The 21,528-nt window shown below is 34.7% G+C and carries 12 protein-coding genes; 4 read left to right on the top strand and 8 right to left on the bottom strand.

Translation table 11 applies throughout. The features are described from left to right. Positions 1-14: 14 nt before the first annotated feature. From BUA98_RS13710 to BUA98_RS13685, 6 genes are all read right to left on the bottom strand, one after another. Positions 15-4,133 (bottom strand): hybrid sensor histidine kinase/response regulator, encoded by a 4,119-nt coding sequence (locus BUA98_RS13710; RefSeq protein ID WP_072973444.1) that lies wholly within the window; start codon positions 4,131-4,133, stop codon positions 15-17. 204 nt (positions 4,134-4,337) lie between these two features. Beyond that, positions 4,338-6,281 (bottom strand): glycoside hydrolase family 97 protein, encoded by a 1,944-nt coding sequence (locus BUA98_RS13705; RefSeq protein ID WP_072973442.1) that lies wholly within the window; start codon positions 6,279-6,281, stop codon positions 4,338-4,340. Positions 6,282-6,317: 36 nt separating this feature from the next. Continuing rightward, positions 6,318-8,909 carry a xylan 1,4-beta-xylosidase gene (xyl3A, locus tag BUA98_RS13700; RefSeq protein WP_072973440.1) on the bottom strand — a complete coding sequence of 864 codons (2,592 nt, stop codon included), beginning with the start codon at positions 8,907-8,909 and terminating at the stop codon, positions 6,318-6,320. A gap of 49 nt (positions 8,910-8,958) precedes the next feature. Then, positions 8,959-11,421 carry a glycoside hydrolase family 95 protein gene (locus tag BUA98_RS13695; RefSeq protein ID WP_072974082.1) on the bottom strand — a complete coding sequence of 821 codons (2,463 nt, stop codon included), beginning with the start codon at positions 11,419-11,421 and terminating at the stop codon, positions 8,959-8,961. A gap of 34 nt (positions 11,422-11,455) precedes the next feature. Next, positions 11,456-14,173 (bottom strand): alpha/beta hydrolase-fold protein, encoded by a 2,718-nt coding sequence (locus BUA98_RS13690; RefSeq protein ID WP_072973438.1) that lies wholly within the window; start codon positions 14,171-14,173, stop codon positions 11,456-11,458. Between the two features lie 23 nt (positions 14,174-14,196). After that, on the bottom strand, positions 14,197-15,915 hold the full coding sequence (locus tag BUA98_RS13685) for a glycoside hydrolase family 43 protein (protein WP_072973437.1): 1,719 nt from the start codon (positions 15,913-15,915) through the stop codon (positions 14,197-14,199). Between the two features lie 497 nt (positions 15,916-16,412). Between BUA98_RS13685 and BUA98_RS22640 the strand changes: the two genes are divergently transcribed. Beyond that, positions 16,413-16,709: a sulfatase-like hydrolase/transferase gene (locus BUA98_RS22640; protein WP_086065310.1), complete on the top strand. Its 297-nt coding sequence runs from the start codon at positions 16,413-16,415 to the stop codon at positions 16,707-16,709. Between the two features lie 172 nt (positions 16,710-16,881). On the opposite strand, the gene BUA98_RS13675 is transcribed toward BUA98_RS22640, so the two are convergent. Beyond that, positions 16,882-17,499: a hypothetical protein gene (locus BUA98_RS13675; RefSeq protein ID WP_072973433.1), complete on the bottom strand. Its 618-nt coding sequence runs from the start codon at positions 17,497-17,499 to the stop codon at positions 16,882-16,884. 305 nt (positions 17,500-17,804) lie between these two features. On the opposite strand from BUA98_RS13675, the gene BUA98_RS13670 reads away from it, so the two are divergent. From BUA98_RS13670 to pdxR, 3 genes are all read left to right on the top strand, one after another. Further along, the gene (locus BUA98_RS13670; protein WP_072973432.1) at positions 17,805-18,536 is read left to right on the top strand and encodes a YggS family pyridoxal phosphate-dependent enzyme; all 732 of its coding nucleotides are present in this window, start codon (positions 17,805-17,807) and stop codon (positions 18,534-18,536) included. 29 nt (positions 18,537-18,565) lie between these two features. After that, on the top strand, positions 18,566-19,303 hold the full coding sequence (locus BUA98_RS13665; RefSeq protein WP_072973430.1) for an AAA family ATPase: 738 nt from the start codon (positions 18,566-18,568) through the stop codon (positions 19,301-19,303). A 157-nt stretch (positions 19,304-19,460) separates the two neighbouring features. Beyond that, a complete protein-coding gene (pdxR, locus tag BUA98_RS13660) occupies positions 19,461-20,873 on the top strand; it encodes a MocR-like pyridoxine biosynthesis transcription factor PdxR (RefSeq protein ID WP_072973428.1) in 1,413 nt (470 codons plus the stop codon). On the opposite strand, the gene BUA98_RS13655 is transcribed toward pdxR, so the two are convergent. After that, positions 20,868-21,473, bottom strand: coding sequence for a MarR family winged helix-turn-helix transcriptional regulator (locus BUA98_RS13655; RefSeq protein WP_072973426.1), 606 nt, complete (start codon positions 21,471-21,473; stop codon positions 20,868-20,870). The genes pdxR and BUA98_RS13655 overlap by 6 nt on opposite strands. Between the last annotated feature and the right edge of the window lie 55 nt (positions 21,474-21,528).

Below are 21,528 nucleotides of genomic sequence, written 5' to 3'. Positions count from 1 at the left end.
ATGCCTTTTTATTATTAGCGTTTGTGATTGTGCGTGGGCAGATATCCGTATTTGTCTTTATAACATTTTGTAAAATACGAAGGAGAGCTAAAGCCAACCTTATAACTAATTTCAGTCATGTTATCATTGCCTAATTCTATTAATTCCTGAGCTTTTTCTAAGCGAACATTACGAATAAACTCATTTACTGATACGCCTGTTAATGTTTTAATTTTTCGATACAATTGGCTTCTGCTCAAATATACCTTCGAAGCCAAATCTTCAACACTTAGCTCGAGTTCACTAATGTTTTCATTGATGTAAGTCAATACATTTTTTATAAAATCATTATCTAAAGTGGTTGTTTTTTCTTTAGCTTTTGGCGTAATTCCGTTATAGAATTTATTAAACATAATTTGCCTGCTATTTATCAATTGTACCAAACTAGATCGTAAAATATCCATATCAAAAGGTTTGCTCAAGTACATATCTGCACCTGAATCAATTCCCTCTAATCTATCTTTAATTAATGCTTTTGCAGACAACATCATCAGTGGAATATGGCTTGTTTTCAGATCGGCTTTAATATTTTTACACAATTCTAAACCATTCATAACCGGCATAATTACATCTGTCAAAATCAAATCAGGCAATTTCTGAAAAGCTAATTCTAAACCAACCTGTCCATTCTCAGCTACTAAAACCTTATATTCTTTTTTGAGCTCATTTTTTAAATAGTTTCGCAGTTCTACATTATCTTCAACAATCAGAATAGTATAAGTTCTATCTTGCTTTTCTTCCTTCTCCTCTGATTGCGTTTCGTCTTTTTCTACAATTGGTGTGAAACTCATTTTTTTCTCCTTCTTAAATTCCTCAAGCAGTATTTCACTCTCATTAAAGAACTCCTTTCCAATAGGAAATAATAATTTAAAAGTCGTACCAACTCGCAATTCACTTTCTACTTCAATGATTCCCTTATGTAATTCTACAAACCCGCGCACTACTTCCAATCCTATTCCGGTACTTCCGTAATAGGCTTTATTTAAATTATTTACCTGATAGAATCGGTCAAAAATCTTCTTTATATCTTTTTTATCTAATCCCGCACCGGTGTCCTCAACAATAATTTCAAATGATGGATAATCAGTACCTGAGTCTATCAATGGAAAAGGCATCAATTCATTGTTAACCGCTATTTTTACAGTTATTTTGCCTTTATCCGGTGTAACCTTGAAAGCATTTGAAATCACATTAAAAATAATTTTTTCGAACATTTTTGGATCGATCCAATCTTTTAAAGCCGTTTTATTAGATTCAAATTGCAACTGAATGCCACGACTCAATGCTTCCTCTTCAAAATAACTGACAATTTCTCTTGTAAAACTTACTACTTCAATCAGTTGTAATTGCAATGTCATTTTATTAAACTGCAATTGATTAAAATCCATTAACTCATTGATTAATCTTGAAAGTCTGTCCGAACTTTTTTGAATTGTCTGCAATTTTTTCAACACATTGTCTGGTAAATCTGAGCTATAATTCCTCAGAATATCTCCTAAGGGATTTAAGATTAAAGTCAGTGGTGTTCTAAACTCATGCGAGATATTGGTAAAGAATTGTAGTTTTTTATTATTTAATTTTTCAATTTGAACCGCTTTTGTCTTTTCAAACTCTATTATTTGCTTTTCTTTAAAACGATTCTGATAATATTGATTGGAAAAATAAATAGCTGCCAATACCAATAACGTATAGAATAAATAAGCAAAAGATGTTTTCCACCATGGTGGCAAGATTTCAATTTTTAATTCTAGTAGTTTATGACTCCAAACCCCGTTTTTTTCTGCTGCCTTAACTTTAAAAATATAGTTACCCGGTGCTAAGTTTGTATAAGTTGCCGAGCGTTTATTGCCAACATAATTCCATGAATCTTCAAAACCTTCTAAATAGTATGCAAATTCATTTCTGGCAGGAAAGGAATAATTTACAGCAATAAAATCAATGGTAAATACAGACTGATCATGTCTCAGAATTATTTTTTTTGTTTGGGATATTACTTTTACTAATGGTGAGTTTTTTTCTAGTGGTCCAACTGATTTGTTAAAAAGTTTTAGATCAGTAAAATAAATGGGAAGCTGCTTTTTACTTCTTACCAAATTCGTTGGATTAAAGTAATTTAAGCCTTCATAACCACCAAAATACAATACTCCTTTTTCATCTTTCAGAACAGAATTGTTATTAAAGTCATTTCCTAATAAACCGTCATAAATAGAGTAATTGAAAGTAGTCCCGTTTTTTAAATCCAGTCTTGTAATTCCTTTTTTTCCACTTAACCAAATACCTCCATCATTAGATTCTACAATAGATGAAATTGACTTTTCATGAAGACCTTTGAAATTTATAAACCATTTTAGACTATCTGTTTTTTTATTGTAACTAAATAAACCAGCGCCGTCGGTACCAATCCAAATTTCTTTATTTTTAGCCTCATATAACGTATTAATCGTATGTGTACTTTTATGGTTTTTGAGCTTTTCAGACATTTTATCACGAAAAGAAACCACTGAAAAAGTAACGAAATCTTTTGTAGTAACTTTATACAAACCCGTTGTTGACCCTACCCAAACTGCATCATCAGAATCAACCATCACACTTCTGATATCGCGACTCATTACATTATAAAATGGTTTGGAATTACAATAATGAAATTGTCCATCTGAAGGAGTGTAATAATGTAAACCCTTTGCAAAGGTTCCGATCCAAATTACACCTCTTGAATCTTCAGCAATACTCATAATATTATCTGAGGCCAGATTAGGAGTATTTTTTGTATTGTAATTTATAAAATTCCTGCTGCCTTTCTTTAAAAGAAAAACCCCTTCATTCCAACTGGCCAACCAAATGTTGTCTTTTTTATCAATAAATACTTTTGTGATATTATCATTTGTTAATCCAGAGTAAAAGCTAGCGTCAGATTTATTAATATGTTTAAACTTTTTAGTTACTGGACTATATACATCTACTCCGCCGCCTTCCATAGAAATCCATAACTGCCCTTCGTGATCTTTTGCAATACCGGTAACACAATTAGTTTGTAGGGATTGCGGGTTTCCGGGTAAACTTTCGATAATATTTACCTTGCTGTTTATTTTATCAAAAACACCTAATCCTTTGTTATAATAACCCAGCCAAATTCTACGCTCTTTATCAAGAAATAAAGACCAAACCGAATTTGAACTTAAACTACGTACATTAAATTTGCTGTTTACATATTTTTCCTGAACGACACCCTGATCGTTTACAATAATTAATCCATCATTTTCTGTTGCACAAAGAATCGTTTTAGAATCTGTTGCCAATATTGACATAATTCTTTTTTTGGTAATGGGATAAGAAAAAGCCTGCTTAGAAGTAAGATTTACTTTAACCAGTCCTTTATAACCATTGCCAATCCACAAGTTTTCCCTGTTATCCAAAAACATAGATACTATATTTCCGGATAAAATTTGACCGTCGTTATTGGCTATTACTTTTTTAACCTCATTTTTTACCTGATCAAATACTTTTAAACCAAAATTAGTTCCCAGATAAATCACTCCTTTTTTATCCTTTACCAGACTATTAATCAGGAAATTTGAGTGATTCGGAACATCTAATTTAATAGAAGTAACTGCCCGTGTTTTAATATTTAATTTTAGCAAACCACCGTTAAAAGTTCCCAAAAAAAGATTCCCATTATTGTCTTCAATAATGCTTTTAACAGAAATCACAGTTTCTTTATTTACTTTTTTTTGAATATCAATACTTTCAAAACTATTTAAATCCCGATTATAAAGACATAATCCTTCATCAGTACCAACCCACAACCGGTTGCGAACATCGACATAAGTTACATAAATAAGATTGCTATTGATCGAATTTTTAACGTTGGAGTTTTGCTCATACGCAACATAATTTACTCCATCAAATTTATACAGACCAGCACCATTTGTTCCCATCCACATGATCCCAAATTGATCCTGTGCAATAGTATAAATGCCACTTTTTGATGACTCTTTATTTACTAAACGAAATTGATAGTTTTCAAATGTATTTTGAGAAAACAAGTTATTTATCAGAAAAAATAAAATGACTCTAAAACAATTTTCTTTGGACATTATAAAATGGTTAGTAATTTGAAATAAATATATACTATTTTATCGAAAATCAAATATTTGTTTCTCAATTAAATATATTATGTTTTTTTTTGCCTAAATTTTTATTAAAAACTTTTATAATTTAACAAAAAGAAAAATTAAAATTGGCTGATTCCCGTTTCTGTTTGCGCTACTATTTTTCAATTGGTATTAAAAATGTGTTGACTAATTTACTAACAGTACTCCTCCATTACTTGGAATTTTTATTTCCAACTCATTATTATTTTTAAGCTTTACTATTTTTAATTTCCCACTTAAATTTTCATCATCAAAATAGTGCTTTACTGTTGTACCGGAAGTCATCATTGACAGTTTTAGTTTAATTTTCAGCGTTTCCTTTTGGGCATTAATACCTGCTATATACCAATTAGTTCCTTTTCGGCGTGCAAAAACTACATATTTACCCGGGTACCCTTCTAAAAAAAGAACTTCATCCCAGGTTGTCGGAACTTCTTTCATGAAATCGATCGCCCAAACCGGAGCATCGGTTAAATTGTTTGGTGCCAATGCAAAATGCTGAACACCACTTTGAAAAAGCACTGCTGTCGCTAAAGCAAATACATCAGAAGTCATTCGTTTGGAACCTTTTTTGGGAATATTGTCACTATTGTAAAATTCATTTAAGGCACTTCCACCAAAATCCATACTTCCCACCGTATTTCGAATAAAAGTATGTATCGAAGCATTTGTCGCTTCATTATCACAGCTTGCCTGCCCAAAATGCAGATTCTCGCTCGCTAATACAGCCTCGCTGGCGGCATAATTTGGATACATTCGCTCCCAGCCTCTTGGTAAGGTACAACCGTGAAAAATAACCATTAAGCCAAAATCATTGGCATCTGTCAGGATATCTTCATATAATTTCATGGTGACTTGTTTGTCGCCTCCAAAAAAATCAACTTTAATTCCTTTTACTCCTATGCTTTTCATCCAGGCCATTTCCTTACGGCGAATAATTGAATTATCCATCATTCCTCTGGGACTTTGAGGTGCATCATTCCAATAGCCATTCGAGTTATACCACAAATACAAACCAACGCCTTTTCCTGCTCCATATTCTGCCAGTTCAGCAATTTTATCTTTTCCTATCTGAGTATCCCAAAGCGCATCAATTAAGATGGTTTCATATCCCATTGCAGCACTAAAATCTATGTATTGTTTTTGTACTGGAAAAGTGGTATTACCATCCATTTTTATGATCCAGCTCCAGGAACCTTTAGTATATTTATATTCTTTTGAGGCTTTATATTTTGGTTTAACCAAATCAAAAGGAATCGTAGTTTCTACAATTGGGGCAAGGGTTTCTCCAACAGTAATAGTTCTCCAGGGAGTTTCACCAGTAAGCGAAATTCCTGGTGCTGTAGTTCCATTACCGTTATTTTCTCCCGTCATTGGAAAACCGATAGTATATAATCCGTTATCGTGGCCAATTAATCGGCTACCGCAATAATTGCCGTCAACCCCAGTCTCAGAAATTAAAACCCAGCCATTATTTTTTACTTTAAAAAGACATGGAAATGTATAACCTTCTCCAATGCCGTTTTTGCCCATAATGTCATCTAAAGCATACGAAGTTTCATAACTTGGGGCGCTTCTGGCATACCCTGTCATTGGTTTACTTTGTGGACAAAGAAAAGTTGTAGTTCCTTCCGGTAGTATAAAACCAGACACTTCTTCCTTTACAATACAAGAAAGGATATCCTTTTGCGGATATATTTTATATTTAAAAGCTACGTTGTTATTGCTTACTCGAAATATTATATCAATTGCCGGTTTATTTTCTTTAGTTAAAGAAAATACGGCTTCATTAGCCTCATAATGTACATTGTGTTGCTTAATATTAGGCAGCTCATATGTTTCATCAATTTTATTCTGATTTACATCTGTATTTAAAACTAATTCTGTTGAAAAATCACCAACACTGGTTTTCAAACCCAGTGGAGAATTTTCTAAGAACGTTTTTTCATTGTATGTAATACTATACAAAGGCAATCCATTAGAGACAGAAAGAGAAACTTTAAGTTTTCCATCAGGACTCTTTACAACAGATTGTGCATTTAATTTGAAAAAACCGCATAGACATAAACATAGAATATATTTAAAACTCATAGTGTATTTATTTTTGTTTGCAATAGAATAGCTAATTTACTGAATTGCTACTTTAATCATTTTTAAATCTTTAGCATCTGAACTTGTACCATAATAAACTTCATATTCACCTGAGGTTACATTCATTGCTCTTGTTTTTGAATCATAAAATTCAAATGAAGAGGCCGGTAAATCGATCGCCACATTTTGACTCGCACCAGCTTTTAAATCGATTCGTTTAAAAGCTTTTAATGTTTTTAAAGGACCATCTGTATCGTTTACTTTGTGAACATACACCTGAACAATCTCTGTTCCGTCTCGTTTACTGCTGTTTTTTATTGAAAAGTTTAATTGCGCATTTTCATTTGATTTTATTTTTGACTTATTCAGATTTGCTGAACTAATATTGAATTTAGAATAGCTTAAACCAAAACCAAACGGAAACAAAACATCTGTTGTATATCTGTACGTACGACCTTTCATTGAATAATCTTCAAAGTCAGCTAATTTATCTGAGTTTTTATAAAAGGAAACCGGCAATTTTCCTGAAGGATTATAATCTCCAAAAAGAACATCGGCGACAGCCTGACCTCCGGATTCTCCTGGATACCATGCTTGTAAAATGGCATCACAACTGGCTGTTTCCGGCGTTAAGGCAATTGCAGAACCGGAACAATTTACAAAAACTACTTTTTTACCGGCAGCTTTAAGCTCTTGCAAACATTTTCTTTGAACGGCCGGAAGCTCAATATTAGTACGATCGCCCCCTTTAAAACCGGGATACGAAACCGGCATTTCTTCCCCTTCAAGCAAAGTTGAAAGTCCGCCAACAAAAATTACAGTATCGATACCTTTTAATTTTTGAATTAATCCTGCAAAATCAATATCATGTTCTTTTCCAAAATCGAATTCAAGATTGGCCTGCCAGTTGTTTGACTGGGCATACAAAATTTCGATTTTATATTTTTTTCCGGCTTCAACTGGAAATGCAATTTTACCAGGAAGCGTACGCCAGTTGGTATATTTTGCTATTGATTTTCCATCAACCAGTAATTCAAAAGCTCCGGTCGCTCCCGTCTTAAAGACCAAAGTATCATTTGCTTTAGCTGAAAATTCTGTTTCATATTTGGCTGAAAACCCTTCTAATTTAACTCCCGAAGCAAATTCGTGCTGACCGGCAGTGGTCATTTTTATGGGATTTAAAATTTGCTGCGTTGCCACACTATTTCCCTCTCTGTTTGGATTATTCCAATAGGTGGCTTTCATTCCTTTTTTTCCTTCAAATGAAAGCTGGTCAAAATAAGTTTCATTTACTTTATCCTCCACTAAATCACAGGCTTTATCATATACGATTTTGTTTACCGTAACTTTTGATTCTATGCCGCTTTTAATAGTAATTGTTTTTACCGGTGTTCCATTATAATTTCCCCATAACATTGGTTCATTATCAGCATTTGGGCCTATAACTGCAACTGTATTTGTTTTATTTAAAGGCAAAATGTTGTTTTTATTCTGCAAAAGTGTCATTGACTTTTGCGCCATTTCAAGCGCTAATTGTTGGTGTTCTTTACTGTTAAGCACAGATGCCGGAATTTGAGCCCACGGCACAATGGCATCCTCATCCATTTCGCCTAAATCAAAACGGCCAATTAAAACACGAAGCAGGCTTTTATTAATATCAGCTTCTTTAATTAAATCTTTCTCGACCGCTTCGGGTAAATTTTTAAAAGGATACTTTTCCCAAACACATTCTACATCGGTTCCGGCAAGTACGGCTTTTGAGGCGGCGTGTGTTGCATCTGACGAAACTTTATGCGTCGTGTAAAAATCAGTAACAGCTCCACAATCTGAAACTACCATGTATTTATAACCCCACTCATCACGTAAAATACGTTGTAGTAAACGTGTATTACTGCAGCAAGGTTCGTCATCCAAACGCTGATAAGCACACATTACCTGACGTACATCGGCATCCTGGACTAACGCTTTAAAAGCCGGCAAATAGGTTTCGTAAAGTTCACGAGGGTCTACATTATTTAAATTCAATTCATGTCGGCTCCATTCCGGGCCTGAATGAACGGCAAAATGTTTAGCACAGGCTAAAAGTTTACGGTATTTAGCATCTGCCGGGCCTTGCAATCCTTTAACAACGGATATTCCCATTCGCGATGTTAAATAAGGATCTTCTCCATACGTTTCCTGCCCTCTGCCCCAACGTGGATCTCTAAAAATATTAACATTAGGTGTCCAGACTGAAAGACTCAAAAAGCGTTTGTTTTCATTACCATTCTGAATCCATTGATTGTATTTGGCACGGGCTTCATCAGAAACAGCATTAAAAACAGTATACACAAACTGATCGTCAAAAGAGGCCGCCATACCTATAGGTTCCGGAAAAACAGTCACATTATCGTTATTGGCGTACCCGTGTAAGGCTTCACTCCACCAATTAAATTTTTTAATTCCAAGTCTCGGTATCGGATCACTTTGGTCACACATTAACGCTGCCTTTTCTTCAAGGGTTAGTCTTGAAATTAAATCTTCTGCACGTTCTTTTGAACTAAGAGATGCATCTTTAAAACGATATTGTTGTGCATTTACACTAAAAACAGCAACTAAACTTAAGAGATATAGATAATTAATTTTCATGGTTTTGGGTTGAAATTAATGTATGGCTTTTTAATTGATCTTAATTATTTTATTTAATTGAAAAGTTGTAAATCTTTCCTTTTTCAGTCTCAATATCATAGAGATAACTTGGAGCAATATCCAAAGGTGTTATAGTAGACGCAGCAGCTATAACAGGTTTTTTCACATCGTCTGCCTGATAAAAAACATTTGAATTAGTGCCTGAAGCTATCTTGAAATTTGCATTCCCTTTTAAAAGAATCTCATTTGGAGTTCTCAATCGAAGGTTTCCTCCAAGATTGGACTGGATACTTACTGCAATTAATTTACCCTCTTTCCATTTCATATTCTTAATTCCAAAACCTCCATGCGCTTTTAAACCAGTTATCTCTCCATAATTTTTTAAAGCATCCGGCAAAGCAGGAAGTAAATGAATGGCATCGTCTGAACTTTGCATTAACATTTCAGTAATTCCTGATGTACAACCAAAATTTCCATCTATTTGAAAAGGCGGATGAGCATCAAAAAGATTATTATAAGTACCGCCTCCATCATTGTTTACACCAAGCGGCGTTAATTGATTTTGAATTAAGCTGTAAGCATGATTTCCGTCCTGCATTTTTGCCCACCAATTTACTTTCCAGCCCATGCTCCATCCTGTAGATATATCGCCTCTTTGAAGCAGCGTATTCTTTGCTGCTGCAAAAAGTTCCGGAGTTTTGTAGGCAGAAATCTGATTAGAAGGATACAATCCGTATAAATGTGAAATATGACGGTGATTATCTTTAGGATCATCCACATCGTCGAGCCATTCTTGTAATTGATTGTATTTGCCAATTTGCATAGGCGGAAGCATATTTCTTAATGTCTTTAGACTATCTGTATATTGTTTATTTTTTCCTAGTATTTCTGATGCTTTTATGACTGAACTAAAAACATCAAAAACAATTTGATTGTCCATCGTTGAGCCAGCTGTAACTGCTGAACCCTGATGTGCTGCGGGAGCATTTTCAGGAGAATTGCCAGGCACTACAACCAACCAGCCATTTGACGGATCTTTTACTAAAAAATCAGCATAAAAATCGGCAGCACCTTTTAGCGTTTCATATACAGATTCGAGATAAGCCTTGTCGCCGGTATACAAATAATGCTCCCATAAATGCTGACTCAGCCATCCTCCGCCTGCATTCCAGACTCCCCAGGTAGCACCGTCGACAGCACCGTTAATTCTCCAGATATCTGTATTATGATGCGCCATCCAGCCACGGGCACCGTACATTACTTTTGCCGTTTCTTTTCCGGTTTGCGCCAATTCCTGAATCATTTTTAAGAGCGGCTCATGCATTTCTGATAAGTTTGTTTTCTCAGCCGGCCAATAATTCATTTCTGTATTGATATTGATCGTATACTTGCTATCCCATGGAGGTGTCATGCTTTTATTCCAGATACCCTGAAGATTTGCCGGCTGACCTCCGGGCTGTGAAGAAGATATCAATAAATAGCGTCCGTATTGATAATACAAAGCAACAAAAGAGGGATCTAAAACATTTCTAAAATTTGCCAATCGTTCATTCGTTGGAAATTTTGACGCCGTTGTTGTTCCCAAATCAAGTTTAACTCTTTTAAAATAGTTTTGATAATAAGCAATATGAGCTTGCTTCATTTTATCATAATTCTTATCAAATGCTTTATCCAAAAAAGATTTTGCAAGTTCCTTTTCACTGCCGCTGATATCATTATAATTAATAAAGTTGGTTGCAATAGAAACATAAATGACAACGGAGTCTGCACCTTCAATTTTAATAGAATTTCCGGATGATTTTATACTTCCGCCCTTCACTTTAAATTTGGCCAGTGCATTAAATTTCACCTTACCTTCTACACCTTCATGATCACTTGTGATTCCTGATAGCAAAAGTTCATTATTGCCATTAATGGCTATTTCCTGTTTTTTATTTTCCGAGGAAAAAGCTGCTGTAAATGATACTTTTCCGGGTTTATCGGCAGAAAGTTTTATAACTAAAACACGATCCGGAAAAGATGTAAATGCTTCACGGGTGTAGGTTACATCACCTACTTTATAACGTGTTTTTGCAACAGCTTTTTCAATATCAAGTTCACGATAATACTCTTTGAAATCCTGCTGATCTGAAAAACTCAATTCTAAATTTCCTACAGGCTGAAACATCTGTCCGTGTGACTTTTTAGTAATTATGTTTTCATTTATCAGCTTTTCAGCTTTTTTATATTCTCCCTGAAAAATAAGTTTTCGTATTTCTCCCAAAGCTTGTTTTGCATCGGGATTGTCATTCCTGTTCGGACTTCCGCTCCATACGGTTGACTCGTTTAGTTGAAAAATTTCTTTCTCAATGTTTCCATAAACCATAGCACCCTGAAAACCATTTCCTATTGGAAGAGCATTTTCCCAAACCGCACCGGCAGGATTTTTATACCAAAGCTTTAAATCATAAGTCTGCTGTGCAGATAATGAAACTCCAAAAAACAGCACTATGCCAATCCAATATACTTTCATAATCTTTTCGTTTTCCGGGTTTCTTGATTCGGAATTAATTAAACAACAACGGAGCAAACATAAATAAATCATGTCTCCAAACCGGCCATGTATGACCACCAGGATACTCACTATATTGGTATTTAATACCCATTTGATCAAACTTACTCATCATTATTTTGCAATTTTCAAAAGCAATATCTTCCTTGCCTCCCATTGAAATCCAAAAGTTTTTAATATTTGAATTAATAGCTGTGGCATTATTTTTCATGAACTCATATTGTGGTTCTGACAATGTTGAATTATTAGCCCACCAACCAGAACTAAAAACTCCTATACTCGAAAATAGATCCGAATTTTTAACACCCGCATAAAGTGTCTGTAATCCACCCATTGACAAACCGGCTAAAGCTCTGTTTTTAGCATCTGTTGCTACTTTAAAATTACTTTCTACAAAAGGGATTGCGCCCATTTTTAATTCATTTTCAAAAGCTTTCAATGCATTTTCATTAAAACCGGGTACTCCTCCGGTATTTCCCATATTGCCGTCAAGCATTGCAATTACCATTGGTTTTGCTTTGTTTTCAGCTATTAAATTGTCTAAAATTAGATTGGCTTTACCTTGGGTTGCCCATCCGGTTTGGTCTTCGCCTCCTCCATGCAATAAATATAAAACAGGATATTTTTCGGCAGAATTATCATAACCCGGTGGTGTGTAAACATACATTTCACGCCAGGAATTTGTTACTTTCGAAAAGTATTTTGTAATTCTGATGTCACCATGAGGCACTGTTTTTAAGGTATAAAAATCTCCCTCCTTATTCGGAATTTCAATACCGCTCGCCATACGTCCCATACCATAAAACGTTTCACTTGACGGATCGGCCACAGCAACCCCATCAATAACTAAGGAGTAATAATTAAATCCTTTATTGATCACATCGGTAGTAACGGTCCATAATCCTTCTGAATCTCTTACCATGTCGTACTTTCTGCCTAAGTCAATTTGTACTTTTGACGCTTCCGGAGCTTTAACTTTAAAAACTACACGATTGTCCGGCAATATTTGCGGATAATTGGCATTACGAATATTAGTTTTTGCCGGCTCTCCTAAAATAGTATAGGATGAAAAAAGAGACTGATCGACAGGCTTAAATAGAAACTGTGAATACATGTATAAACCATTTTTCCAAACTTTAAAATCATGAACTCCCGGCTCGATATAATAGATATGAGGTACATTATTTTTAGCTAAATAATCATGGGTTCTTCTACTATTTTCGATAAGCCAATCGTTATCGCCACAGGAAATCCACAGCAATTTTAATTTCTTTTTTGCTTCTTCAGGATTCGGAACTAATTCTTCTGGCTTTTTAGTATTTGGAGCTGCTGAGAATGCGCCAACCCAAGCAAATTTATCCAGATTACCTAATCCGAAATTCAATGATTGTCCTCCTCCCATAGACAAACCGGCAATAGCACGATGTTCTCTGTCTTTGTAAACAGGATATTTTTTTTCGATAAATGGAATTAAATCGTTTAACAGATCTTTTTCAAAAACCGCAAATGCCTGTACTTTATCCGGAGCCATTATATTTCCGGTCGCACTATCGTCTTTCATCGCTCTGCCGTTTGGCATGACAACAATCATAGGTTCTATTTTTCCTTCAGCATACAAATTATCTAATATAACCTGTGGATTTCCTCCATTGAGCCATTCTTTTTCATCTCCGCCTATTCCGTGCAAAAGATATAAAACAGGATATTTTTTCTTTTTATTGAATCCCGGTGGCGTATAAACCGTAACCTTTCTTACCGAACCTACTGTTTTTGATTCGTAACTGATAGTTTCTATTTTTCCGGAAGGAATATTAGAATTTAACTCGTCAAAACCAACAGGCGCCTGCACCCTTAAAGGCGCTTTACCTTCTGAGAACTTATAACCCAATAAGTAAAGCATTTTATCGGCATAACGTCTTCCTAAATCTCTATAACCTGCGGCATTGAAGTGTAAAAAATCAGGCTCAGCAGTACATCCTTTGGATGAAATTACATAAGAATTCGGTATTGTTTTTGGCAGCGTCGCAATAATTTTGTTCATGCTTCCGCATTTGCCATTCTGGTCTTCATTTACGGTTTCTCCTGAAAGCAATGGCACTTTTTTCGGATCCAGATTTAAATCTTTCATCAAATTATCATACACGATTTTTACCTTTTTTGGCCAAAGTGTATCACCCGTATTAGATTCGCCCTGATGCAGTAATATACCTTTTATAACGCCTTTTTTCTGTGCAATTTTAGCCATCTCCACAAGTCGGGCATAAGGGTTATCATTGTATTCCTTAAGAATTCCTTTCATCCAGTCCGGTGCTGTTGCAACGTATTCTGCTGTCTTATCTTTATCAAAAAGCTCGATTTTGCAACCTCCCACAGCCACATTAATAACACCTACTTTTATATTTTTTGGCAGATTTGCAACCATATTTCTCCCAAAATAATCCACTGGTGTTAATCCGGTGCTACAGCGACATAGTGGTGGTATTGCTGTGTACCAATTTCCTTTTGTACGATTAAGATCAGGGCAATTTACGACTTGTAAAACCTGAAAACGATCATCAACACCAACTTTATCCTGCGGTTCTATTTTAGCATAACCTTCCATGTTAGATTGGCCGAAACTCAAATAAACATGAAAATTTGGATCCTGAGAATATCCTTTTTGTGCTATTAAAAAAAGAACTGTAAATGCGAAAAATCTAATTATTGATTTCATTGTATATGTTTTAAAGTCTTTGTTTATTTTACCTGAGCATCATTTGAAGCCGTAGCATATAATCCTACTAATGCTCCTGTAAAACCTCCGGCCACATTGGTTGAAAGAATATCACCTGAAACGCTTCCTCCTAAATTTTCAAAATCAGTACCATTTAACGCATAACTAAATTCGTAGCTGTCACCATTTGCTTTTACCTGCAAACGGATATTTTTCCTGATTTCGATTTTTGTACTTGCCATAATTGTTGAAACACCTTTTTCGGTTCTTTCCAATAAAATATAAGTATCTTTTCCTTTTTTTGTTATACCGAAAACATAATTAAAACGCTCATTCTGAAGACAAACAATTCCTGCAAGATCTTTTTCAGATGCCGGTTTAAAATCTATTGTAGTTGCAAAAGAAAAAGTATTGTGTTGTTGTCTGTAAAATAATGTAGACGTTGGTTTTACTTCTTTAATATTTACTGCAAAAGGCTTAATCTCAAGTCCTTTTTTAGTTACCGAAATAAATTTTTCGCGAGGTCCTCTCAAACCTATCCATCTGTAATCTAATTTTTGAGAAGTGAAGTTTTCAGTAAACATGAAATTACCATTCGGGAAAAAGCCGTCTTTTCCTGTTTTGTTTTCAGTAACACCTTTAGGCATTTTTATTTTTGGTTCCAGAGGCACTAATCCGTTTTCAAAAACAGGAAAAACTCCAGACCAGTCTACAGGCAACATGAAAGTTTCTCGTCCAGTATTTACGCGGTTTTTATCGTTTGGCCGAATCCCCAGAAACACACCATAATATTTATTATCCGGTCCCTGAACTAAATCAGCATGACCTGCCCAGTCTACTTTTTCAGGCCTGTCTTGTGGAAAGTATCTTTGTGTAAGAATTGGATTGTTTGATGCTGGTTTAAATGGTCCTTTTGGACTATCACTTATAAAAATAACTTCACTATGATTATCACCTGTACCTCCTTCAGCACACATTAAATAATAATGACCGTCTTTTTTATACAAATGAGGCGCTTCGATCCAGATTGGTTTTTTAGAAAGATCTACACCTCCGTCAACTATAATTTTGTCTGTGCCCGGAATTACTTTATCATTTGCAACATCATATTCCCACACTTTAATGACACGGTGACCTTCATACAATTCCTTTCCTTTATCCGGAGCGTCGTTATGAACGATATAACCTTTTCCATTATCATCAAAAAAAATACAAGGATCAATTCCGTTAAAATCTAGTTTTATCGGACTTCCCCAACCTTTCATAGGATCTTTTGTTTTTACTATGATATTCCCCATATTACCTGTAAATGCTGTTACAATCATATAGAAAGTATCATTGTGCGGATTGTACGTAATACCTGGCGCATATACGCCTTGACTAATACCTGTGTCATGCGGATTAAATTCTGAAACATTATTTAATACACCTCCCAAATCTGTCCAATTCACTAAATCTTTAGAATGGAAAATCGGAACACCCGGAAACATAGCAAATGAAGAACAAACCATATAATAATCATCTCCTTTTCTGGTAATTGCAGGATCAGGGTAGCATCCTTGTAAAATAGGCGAATAAAATTCATCTGCTTTCAATGGATAATTTTTATAAATAGTATCGTCGCCTGTGTAGACCACATTAGAAAAGATAGGCCCTTTGCCAAGTGTAGCTTCAAAGTTTACCCCATTAAAAGAGAAAAGAAATAATAAGGATAATGATAAAAATATCTGTCGCTGTTTCATTTTAATTGTTCTTGTATTACAACATCTCTCGGAAATGTTTAGGTTATATAAAAAAATAATTGAATCTAAAGCTAATAAGTGTATTTATTACAAATATAAAAAAACATTTCAATACACAACCGGTTGCTTATTTAAATTTTTAATAAATACATAGAAAAACTTATTATAAAAAACAGTCTGTGTAATAAAATTGATAAAAAATAATTATTTTATCAATTTTAATCAGCTTTAATTTTAGCGAAAATACCGTTTTACCGCTTTTTTATTAAAAAATACAAAAGAATAAAAATAAAGGGGTAAGATTTTTAACTGACAGATTTCCTGTTATTTTAAAGAAAAACTTTACTAAAGCGATAGGAATTAAAATTGCTCAAATACTATAACTAAATTTTAAACGAGAAGATGCAATTCCTCGCGTGATCATTTTTAAACTAAATTTGAAGAAGTAAGTTTAAAAATTTAATTAATTGAATAGTCTAACGTTTTAAAACTATCACATAGAACAACATATTGTCATAATCCTAATTGATGATGCGGTTTTTGAACAGTTCAGTACTTTTGGAGGAGGAGTTCCATCCCTGACAATAGACAAGGATGCATCTGAAGGTTTGCCTTATAATCGTTTTCACACTACTGCCTTATGTAGTCCAACGCATGTAGCATTAATAAAAGGTCGTAATCATCATTCAACTGTCTTTGCAGGCATAACGGAACTAGCTACAGGGTATGAAGGATATATCTATATCGTATCAAAAAGTTGTACTATTGTCTTGAATTTACTGGTAAAATCTTAGCAAATTACCCCTGCCAGGTCAGATAAAGTTCTAGCCATTGGCGACCGAAAATAGAATTAAAATTGGCACATTTTATATCCAATGTATACCTAAAATTTGAGTTACTAATTATTTTTTCAAATTGTAATTTGCGACATTACGGTAAAACTTACTAGTACGAAAAAATCTTAAATTAAGATAGCAAATATTCTAATCTGGTTTTTAAAATATCCCCATTTTGATGACCAAAATATTGCTCTAAAATATTGTATTTGTCATCGAAAATAATAAATGATGGAGTACCTTTTAATTGATTGAGTGTAAATGTTTCTGCTATTACAGGTATCTGAGAATAGTACTGTTTTACTTTTGTTACTAAAATCTCTTTTTCTTTTTCGGAAAAATTTATAAAATTAGGAATGGCATTACAAATTAACTCAATCTTATTTTCATCTATAAATTGTTCAGAAGATGTAATTCTGTCAAAAGCTGTTGGAAAGTTCGGAATATCTAAATAGTTAGAAAGTCCGTAATTTGTAGTGTAATATTTTTTGGTTTCTCCAACTAGTGTACCGTTATTTAATAACAGTTTTAAGTTTGCTTTATTATTATATTCAAAGTCTTCAAAAGCAGTAGCTACTCCAATAAAGCCAATCTTATCTTTAAATGATCTATAAAGTTCATTCATAATGGGAATACCATATATAAAGCAGCCGGGACAATTTACCTGAAATACAAATGCTATATTTACTTTATTCATTACGAATTCCCCTTGAACTAATTCTTGAATATTGAGATGAAATTTTGACATCGCTGAAATTAATTATTTATTGTAAACATTATTACACCACAAAAGTAATTAGGATTACTAACTTGTTAATAGTCCAGTTTTTACAATAATTCAAATTTTCTGGTTTTTAATTATCTTCTTTCAATTGCTTTTGTAAAAATACTTTATGCAACTTCAAAAGTAACAACCCAAAATTAACTTCACCATCAACAATCAAAGTTTTCGGCAGGATCATTTTACCTTCATATGGAAAGATTAACTGGACTATATCAAATAATCAAAACTGGATCTGCTATATGAGCCATTATGCTGTTAACTTTGCGTGTATGAAAGAGAAGATTATTTCCAATTTAAGGCAGGTGCACCAAAGAATTGAAGACGCATGTAAAATGTCAGGACGTCAACGTTCCGATGTAACGCTGCTTCTTGCTGTCAAAACAGTAACGCCTGATTTGATTCGCATAGCAATTGAGGCCGGTGAAAATCTTATCGGTGAAAATAAAGTACAGGAATTTAGTGCTAAGCATGCTGCTTTGAAGGATCTTACTATAGAACGACATTTCATAGGTCATTTGCAGACCAACAAAGTAAAAGAGGTCCTCAAATATGTCACATGTATTCAGTCACTTGACCGGTTGGGTCTTGCTCAGGAACTCGACAGGCAACTACAAAAGGAAAACAGGTCAATTGATGTTTTTATTCAGATCAATACTTCTTTTGAAGAAAGCAAATTTGGGATTACACCCGATCAGATACTTCCCTTTATTGAACAAATAAAAAAATATGAAACCCTTAAAATTAAGGGACTAATGACCATTGGACTTTTGGATGTGGAAAAGGAAAAAATGAGGCCCTCCCTTACCCTGCTCCGAGAAATCAGAGATCTTATTTATACGCAGAAAAACAACAATCTAAAAGATCTAAAGCTTTCCATGGGAATGTCGCAGGATCTTGAATTGGCCATCGAAGAAGGTTCAAATATGGTGAGAATTGGCACATCCATATTTGGAAATCGTTTTTTAGGAAAAGAAATCTGGAATGAAAATCTGATTTCATAAGTGCAAAACATAATATTAAAGTAAACCGCATGAACTTACAGGAGCTAACTATAAATGATATTGAAAAAATACAACTGGATGATCTTTTTTTCAGCGAGCACAACAAAACTGCTCTATTACAAATCATTAAAGAACATAAATACTTTAAAGAACTACAGGAGTTTAACCTTCCTATAGATAATAAAATTCTCCTTCATGGCCCAAGCGGATGTGGTAAAACGGCTACTGCAAAAGCTATGGCGGCAGCATTGAAAAAAAATATTATCATCATCAATCTTAGTACATTGATTAATGCCAGAATTGGAGAAACTTCAAAAAATGTCAAGTTGTTATTTGATAAAGCAGCAAGAGAAAATGCAGTGTTGTTTTTGGATGAATTTGATCAGATTGCAAGAAGCCGGGAGAGTGATGATAAGGATGTCGCTGAAATGAGAAGACTAGTCAACAGCATAATTCAACTTATTGATTACTTCCCTACGAATAGCATATTGATCTGTGCTACAAATTTTTATGACATAATTGATTCTGCCCTTCTTAGGAGATTTCAGGTACAACTAAAATTCGAAATGCCTGATCGAAATGAACTGGACCGTTATTATGATAAATTCCTCAGCGTTTTTCCTTCACATCTTCAACAGATTCCAAGACAGTATGCCATTTCATATGCTCAAGCGAGAGATTACAGTAATACAACAATGAAAAAATACATTCTCGCCGAACTGGAATTAAAAAACAGCAAGCAGCGTGATAACATTAGTGCAGACTAACAAAAATCTTTAGTAAAACAGCAATAATCTTAGCTACAAATGATTATTCTGTCCAAATTGATTGTGTTCTTTTGTAACTTAACAGGAATGCCATACAAAATTATTGTAAATTTGGTCTATCGGCGCAATGCCGTTTTCATAAAAACAGATAGTCCACATGCTCAGACCATGGCAATTCGAAATTCATTTAGATAAAAAATCAGACAAGGCAGTGTATCTGCAAATCGCTGATGCGATTATCAGTGCAGTAAAATCAGGGAAATTATCCAGGGGCAACGCTCTGCCCGGAAGCCGTCAGCTTGCGGGACTATTAAATGTAAACCGCAATACAGTGATCGAAGCGCTGGACGTACTTATTGCTGAAGGCTGGCTGGTTACAATTGATAGAAAAGGAACTTTTATAGCCGATGTGCTTCCCGAAATTATTTCAGAAGCACAAAAGCTGAACCACATAAGCGAAGCAACTGAAAAACTGAAGCCACATCTGGTATTTGATGATGGTTTTCCCGACAGCCGGCTTGCCCCGATGAATGATCTGGCTAGGGCGTACAGGGAAATATTCAACAGGAAATCGCGATGGCAGATTATGGGCTACAGCAATGAACTGGGTAACATAGAGTTTAGAAAAGCCATTGTACAGATGCTAAATTTTAAAAGAGGAATGAATGTAGCATTCGAGCAGATCTGTATAACGCGCGGCAGCCAAATGGCAATGTATCTGGCGGCACACTGCCTGCTCTCCAAAGGTGATTTTGTCATTATTGAAAATCCAGGTTACAAACCAGCCTGGGAAGCCTTTGAAAATGCCGGGGCATCACTACTTCCTGTTAGCGTTGTCTCTGATGGACTGGATCTGGATCAGGTTGAAGATTATCTAAAAACATATAGCGGTATCAAAGCAATCTATGTAACACCGCATCATCAATTTCCTACTACAGTGACAATGAGCCTAAAGAAACGATTAAGACTTATTGAATTGTCTAATCAGTATGGATTCACCATAATTGAAGATGATTATGACAATGAATTCCATTTCGGACAAAGACCTATCCTTCCCATCTCGAGCTATGACAGTGCCAGACATTTTATTTACATAGGAACTTTGAGCAAAATTGTTGCCCCCGCACTGCGTATCGGATATGTTGTAAGTTCACCTGAAAACATTCAAAAAATCGCAAAACACCGAAAAATCATTGATGTTCAAGGAGATAATATTATGGAAGAAGCCGTCCTGAGCCTTATCAATGAAGGAAAAATTAAAAGACATCTTAAAAAAACAAATCTTATTTATAAAGCAAAAAGAGATTATTTTGAAAGCCTGTGCAGACTGCATCTAAGCGATAAAGCTACTTTTGTTAAGCCTGAAGGAGGCCTGGCATTTTGGTTAGTACCTAATAAAAATATTAATGTCGATTTTCTCTGCAACGAACTTTTGAGCAAAGGAATAAAAATAATGCATCCAGAAAAATTTAGTTTTGACAATATCGTCTGCGGATTTCGTCTGGGATATGCTTCATTGACCGAACAACAGATGGAAGAAGGAATTACAGCCCTATCCGTATATCTATAAGCGTGCAGGCTTATGCTCCTGACAGTCCAGTTTAATATCTTCCGTTTTTAATCTGATCTGCAAAAGCCTGCAGTGATTGCTGCCATTTTCCTGTTCAAAATAATCGCATGTACTGCAGCTATTCTGTGCACTTATGATCTGAATGTGATTTAACTGCTGGATAAAAGAAGTGATACTTCTCCATAAAATAATCTTATCCTTTTCTGCTGTTGAAGCTATGATATCATAGACCGGATCTGTAAAATTTTCGGTCAGATCCACCACCTGAATTCCCTCGGGAGTAAGTGCTATAGTTGAGCTTCTTGAGTCTTCTGTGTGTGGCACTTTGGTAATGTATTTTTTTTGCTCCAATACCCTTATAGAGTCACTTACCGTGGCTTTTGCCAAGTTGAACTCCTTGGCAAGGTAGCTCACCGTTGCTTTGTTTGCAGAATGATATTTTATAAAAATCAAAAGCTGGATCTGAATCGGACTCAAATCATTGTTTTTTGCTTTTTCCCAAAGCAAAACTCTGAAAACCTGAGACAGGCGTTCAAAACCTGCTGTAATTTTGGCATCCAGGCTATCATTTTGTGTTTCTAAATCGAAAATATTTTTCATATTATGTCAAATAAAATAGACTGAAAGCCCCCACACTTTCAGTCTATACAATTAA

The organism is Flavobacterium saccharophilum (genome assembly GCF_900142735.1).
Lineage (GTDB): Bacteria > Bacteroidota > Bacteroidia > Flavobacteriales > Flavobacteriaceae > Flavobacterium > Flavobacterium saccharophilum.
The sequence above is the reverse complement of the archived record's forward strand: the minus strand, read 5'-3'. Positions and strand labels throughout refer to the sequence as shown.

Excerpts from the sequence above, each read along its gene's own strand:
- BUA98_RS13695 (WP_072974082.1), bottom strand. The coding sequence starts at position 11,421 with ATGAAAGTATATTGGATTGGCATAGTGCTGTTTTTTGGAGTTTCATTA.
- BUA98_RS13685 (WP_072973437.1), bottom strand. The coding sequence starts at position 15,915 with ATGAAACAGCGACAGATATTTTTATCATTATCCTTATTATTTCTTTTC.
- BUA98_RS13655 (WP_072973426.1), bottom strand. The coding sequence starts at position 21,473 with ATGAAAAATATTTTCGATTTAGAAACACAAAATGATAGCCTGGATGCC.
- xyl3A (WP_072973440.1), bottom strand. The coding sequence starts at position 8,909 with ATGAAAATTAATTATCTATATCTCTTAAGTTTAGTTGCTGTTTTTAGT.
- BUA98_RS13665 (WP_072973430.1), top strand. The coding sequence starts at position 18,566 with ATGAACTTACAGGAGCTAACTATAAATGATATTGAAAAAATACAACTG.
- pdxR (WP_072973428.1), top strand. The coding sequence starts at position 19,461 with ATGCTCAGACCATGGCAATTCGAAATTCATTTAGATAAAAAATCAGAC.
- BUA98_RS13705 (WP_072973442.1), bottom strand. The coding sequence starts at position 6,281 with ATGAGTTTTAAATATATTCTATGTTTATGTCTATGCGGTTTTTTCAAA.
- BUA98_RS13675 (WP_072973433.1), bottom strand. The coding sequence starts at position 17,499 with ATGTCAAAATTTCATCTCAATATTCAAGAATTAGTTCAAGGGGAATTC.
- BUA98_RS13670 (WP_072973432.1), top strand. The coding sequence starts at position 17,805 with ATGAAAGAGAAGATTATTTCCAATTTAAGGCAGGTGCACCAAAGAATT.
- BUA98_RS13710 (WP_072973444.1), bottom strand. The coding sequence starts at position 4,133 with ATGTCCAAAGAAAATTGTTTTAGAGTCATTTTATTTTTTCTGATAAAT.
- BUA98_RS13690 (WP_072973438.1), bottom strand. The coding sequence starts at position 14,173 with ATGAAATCAATAATTAGATTTTTCGCATTTACAGTTCTTTTTTTAATA.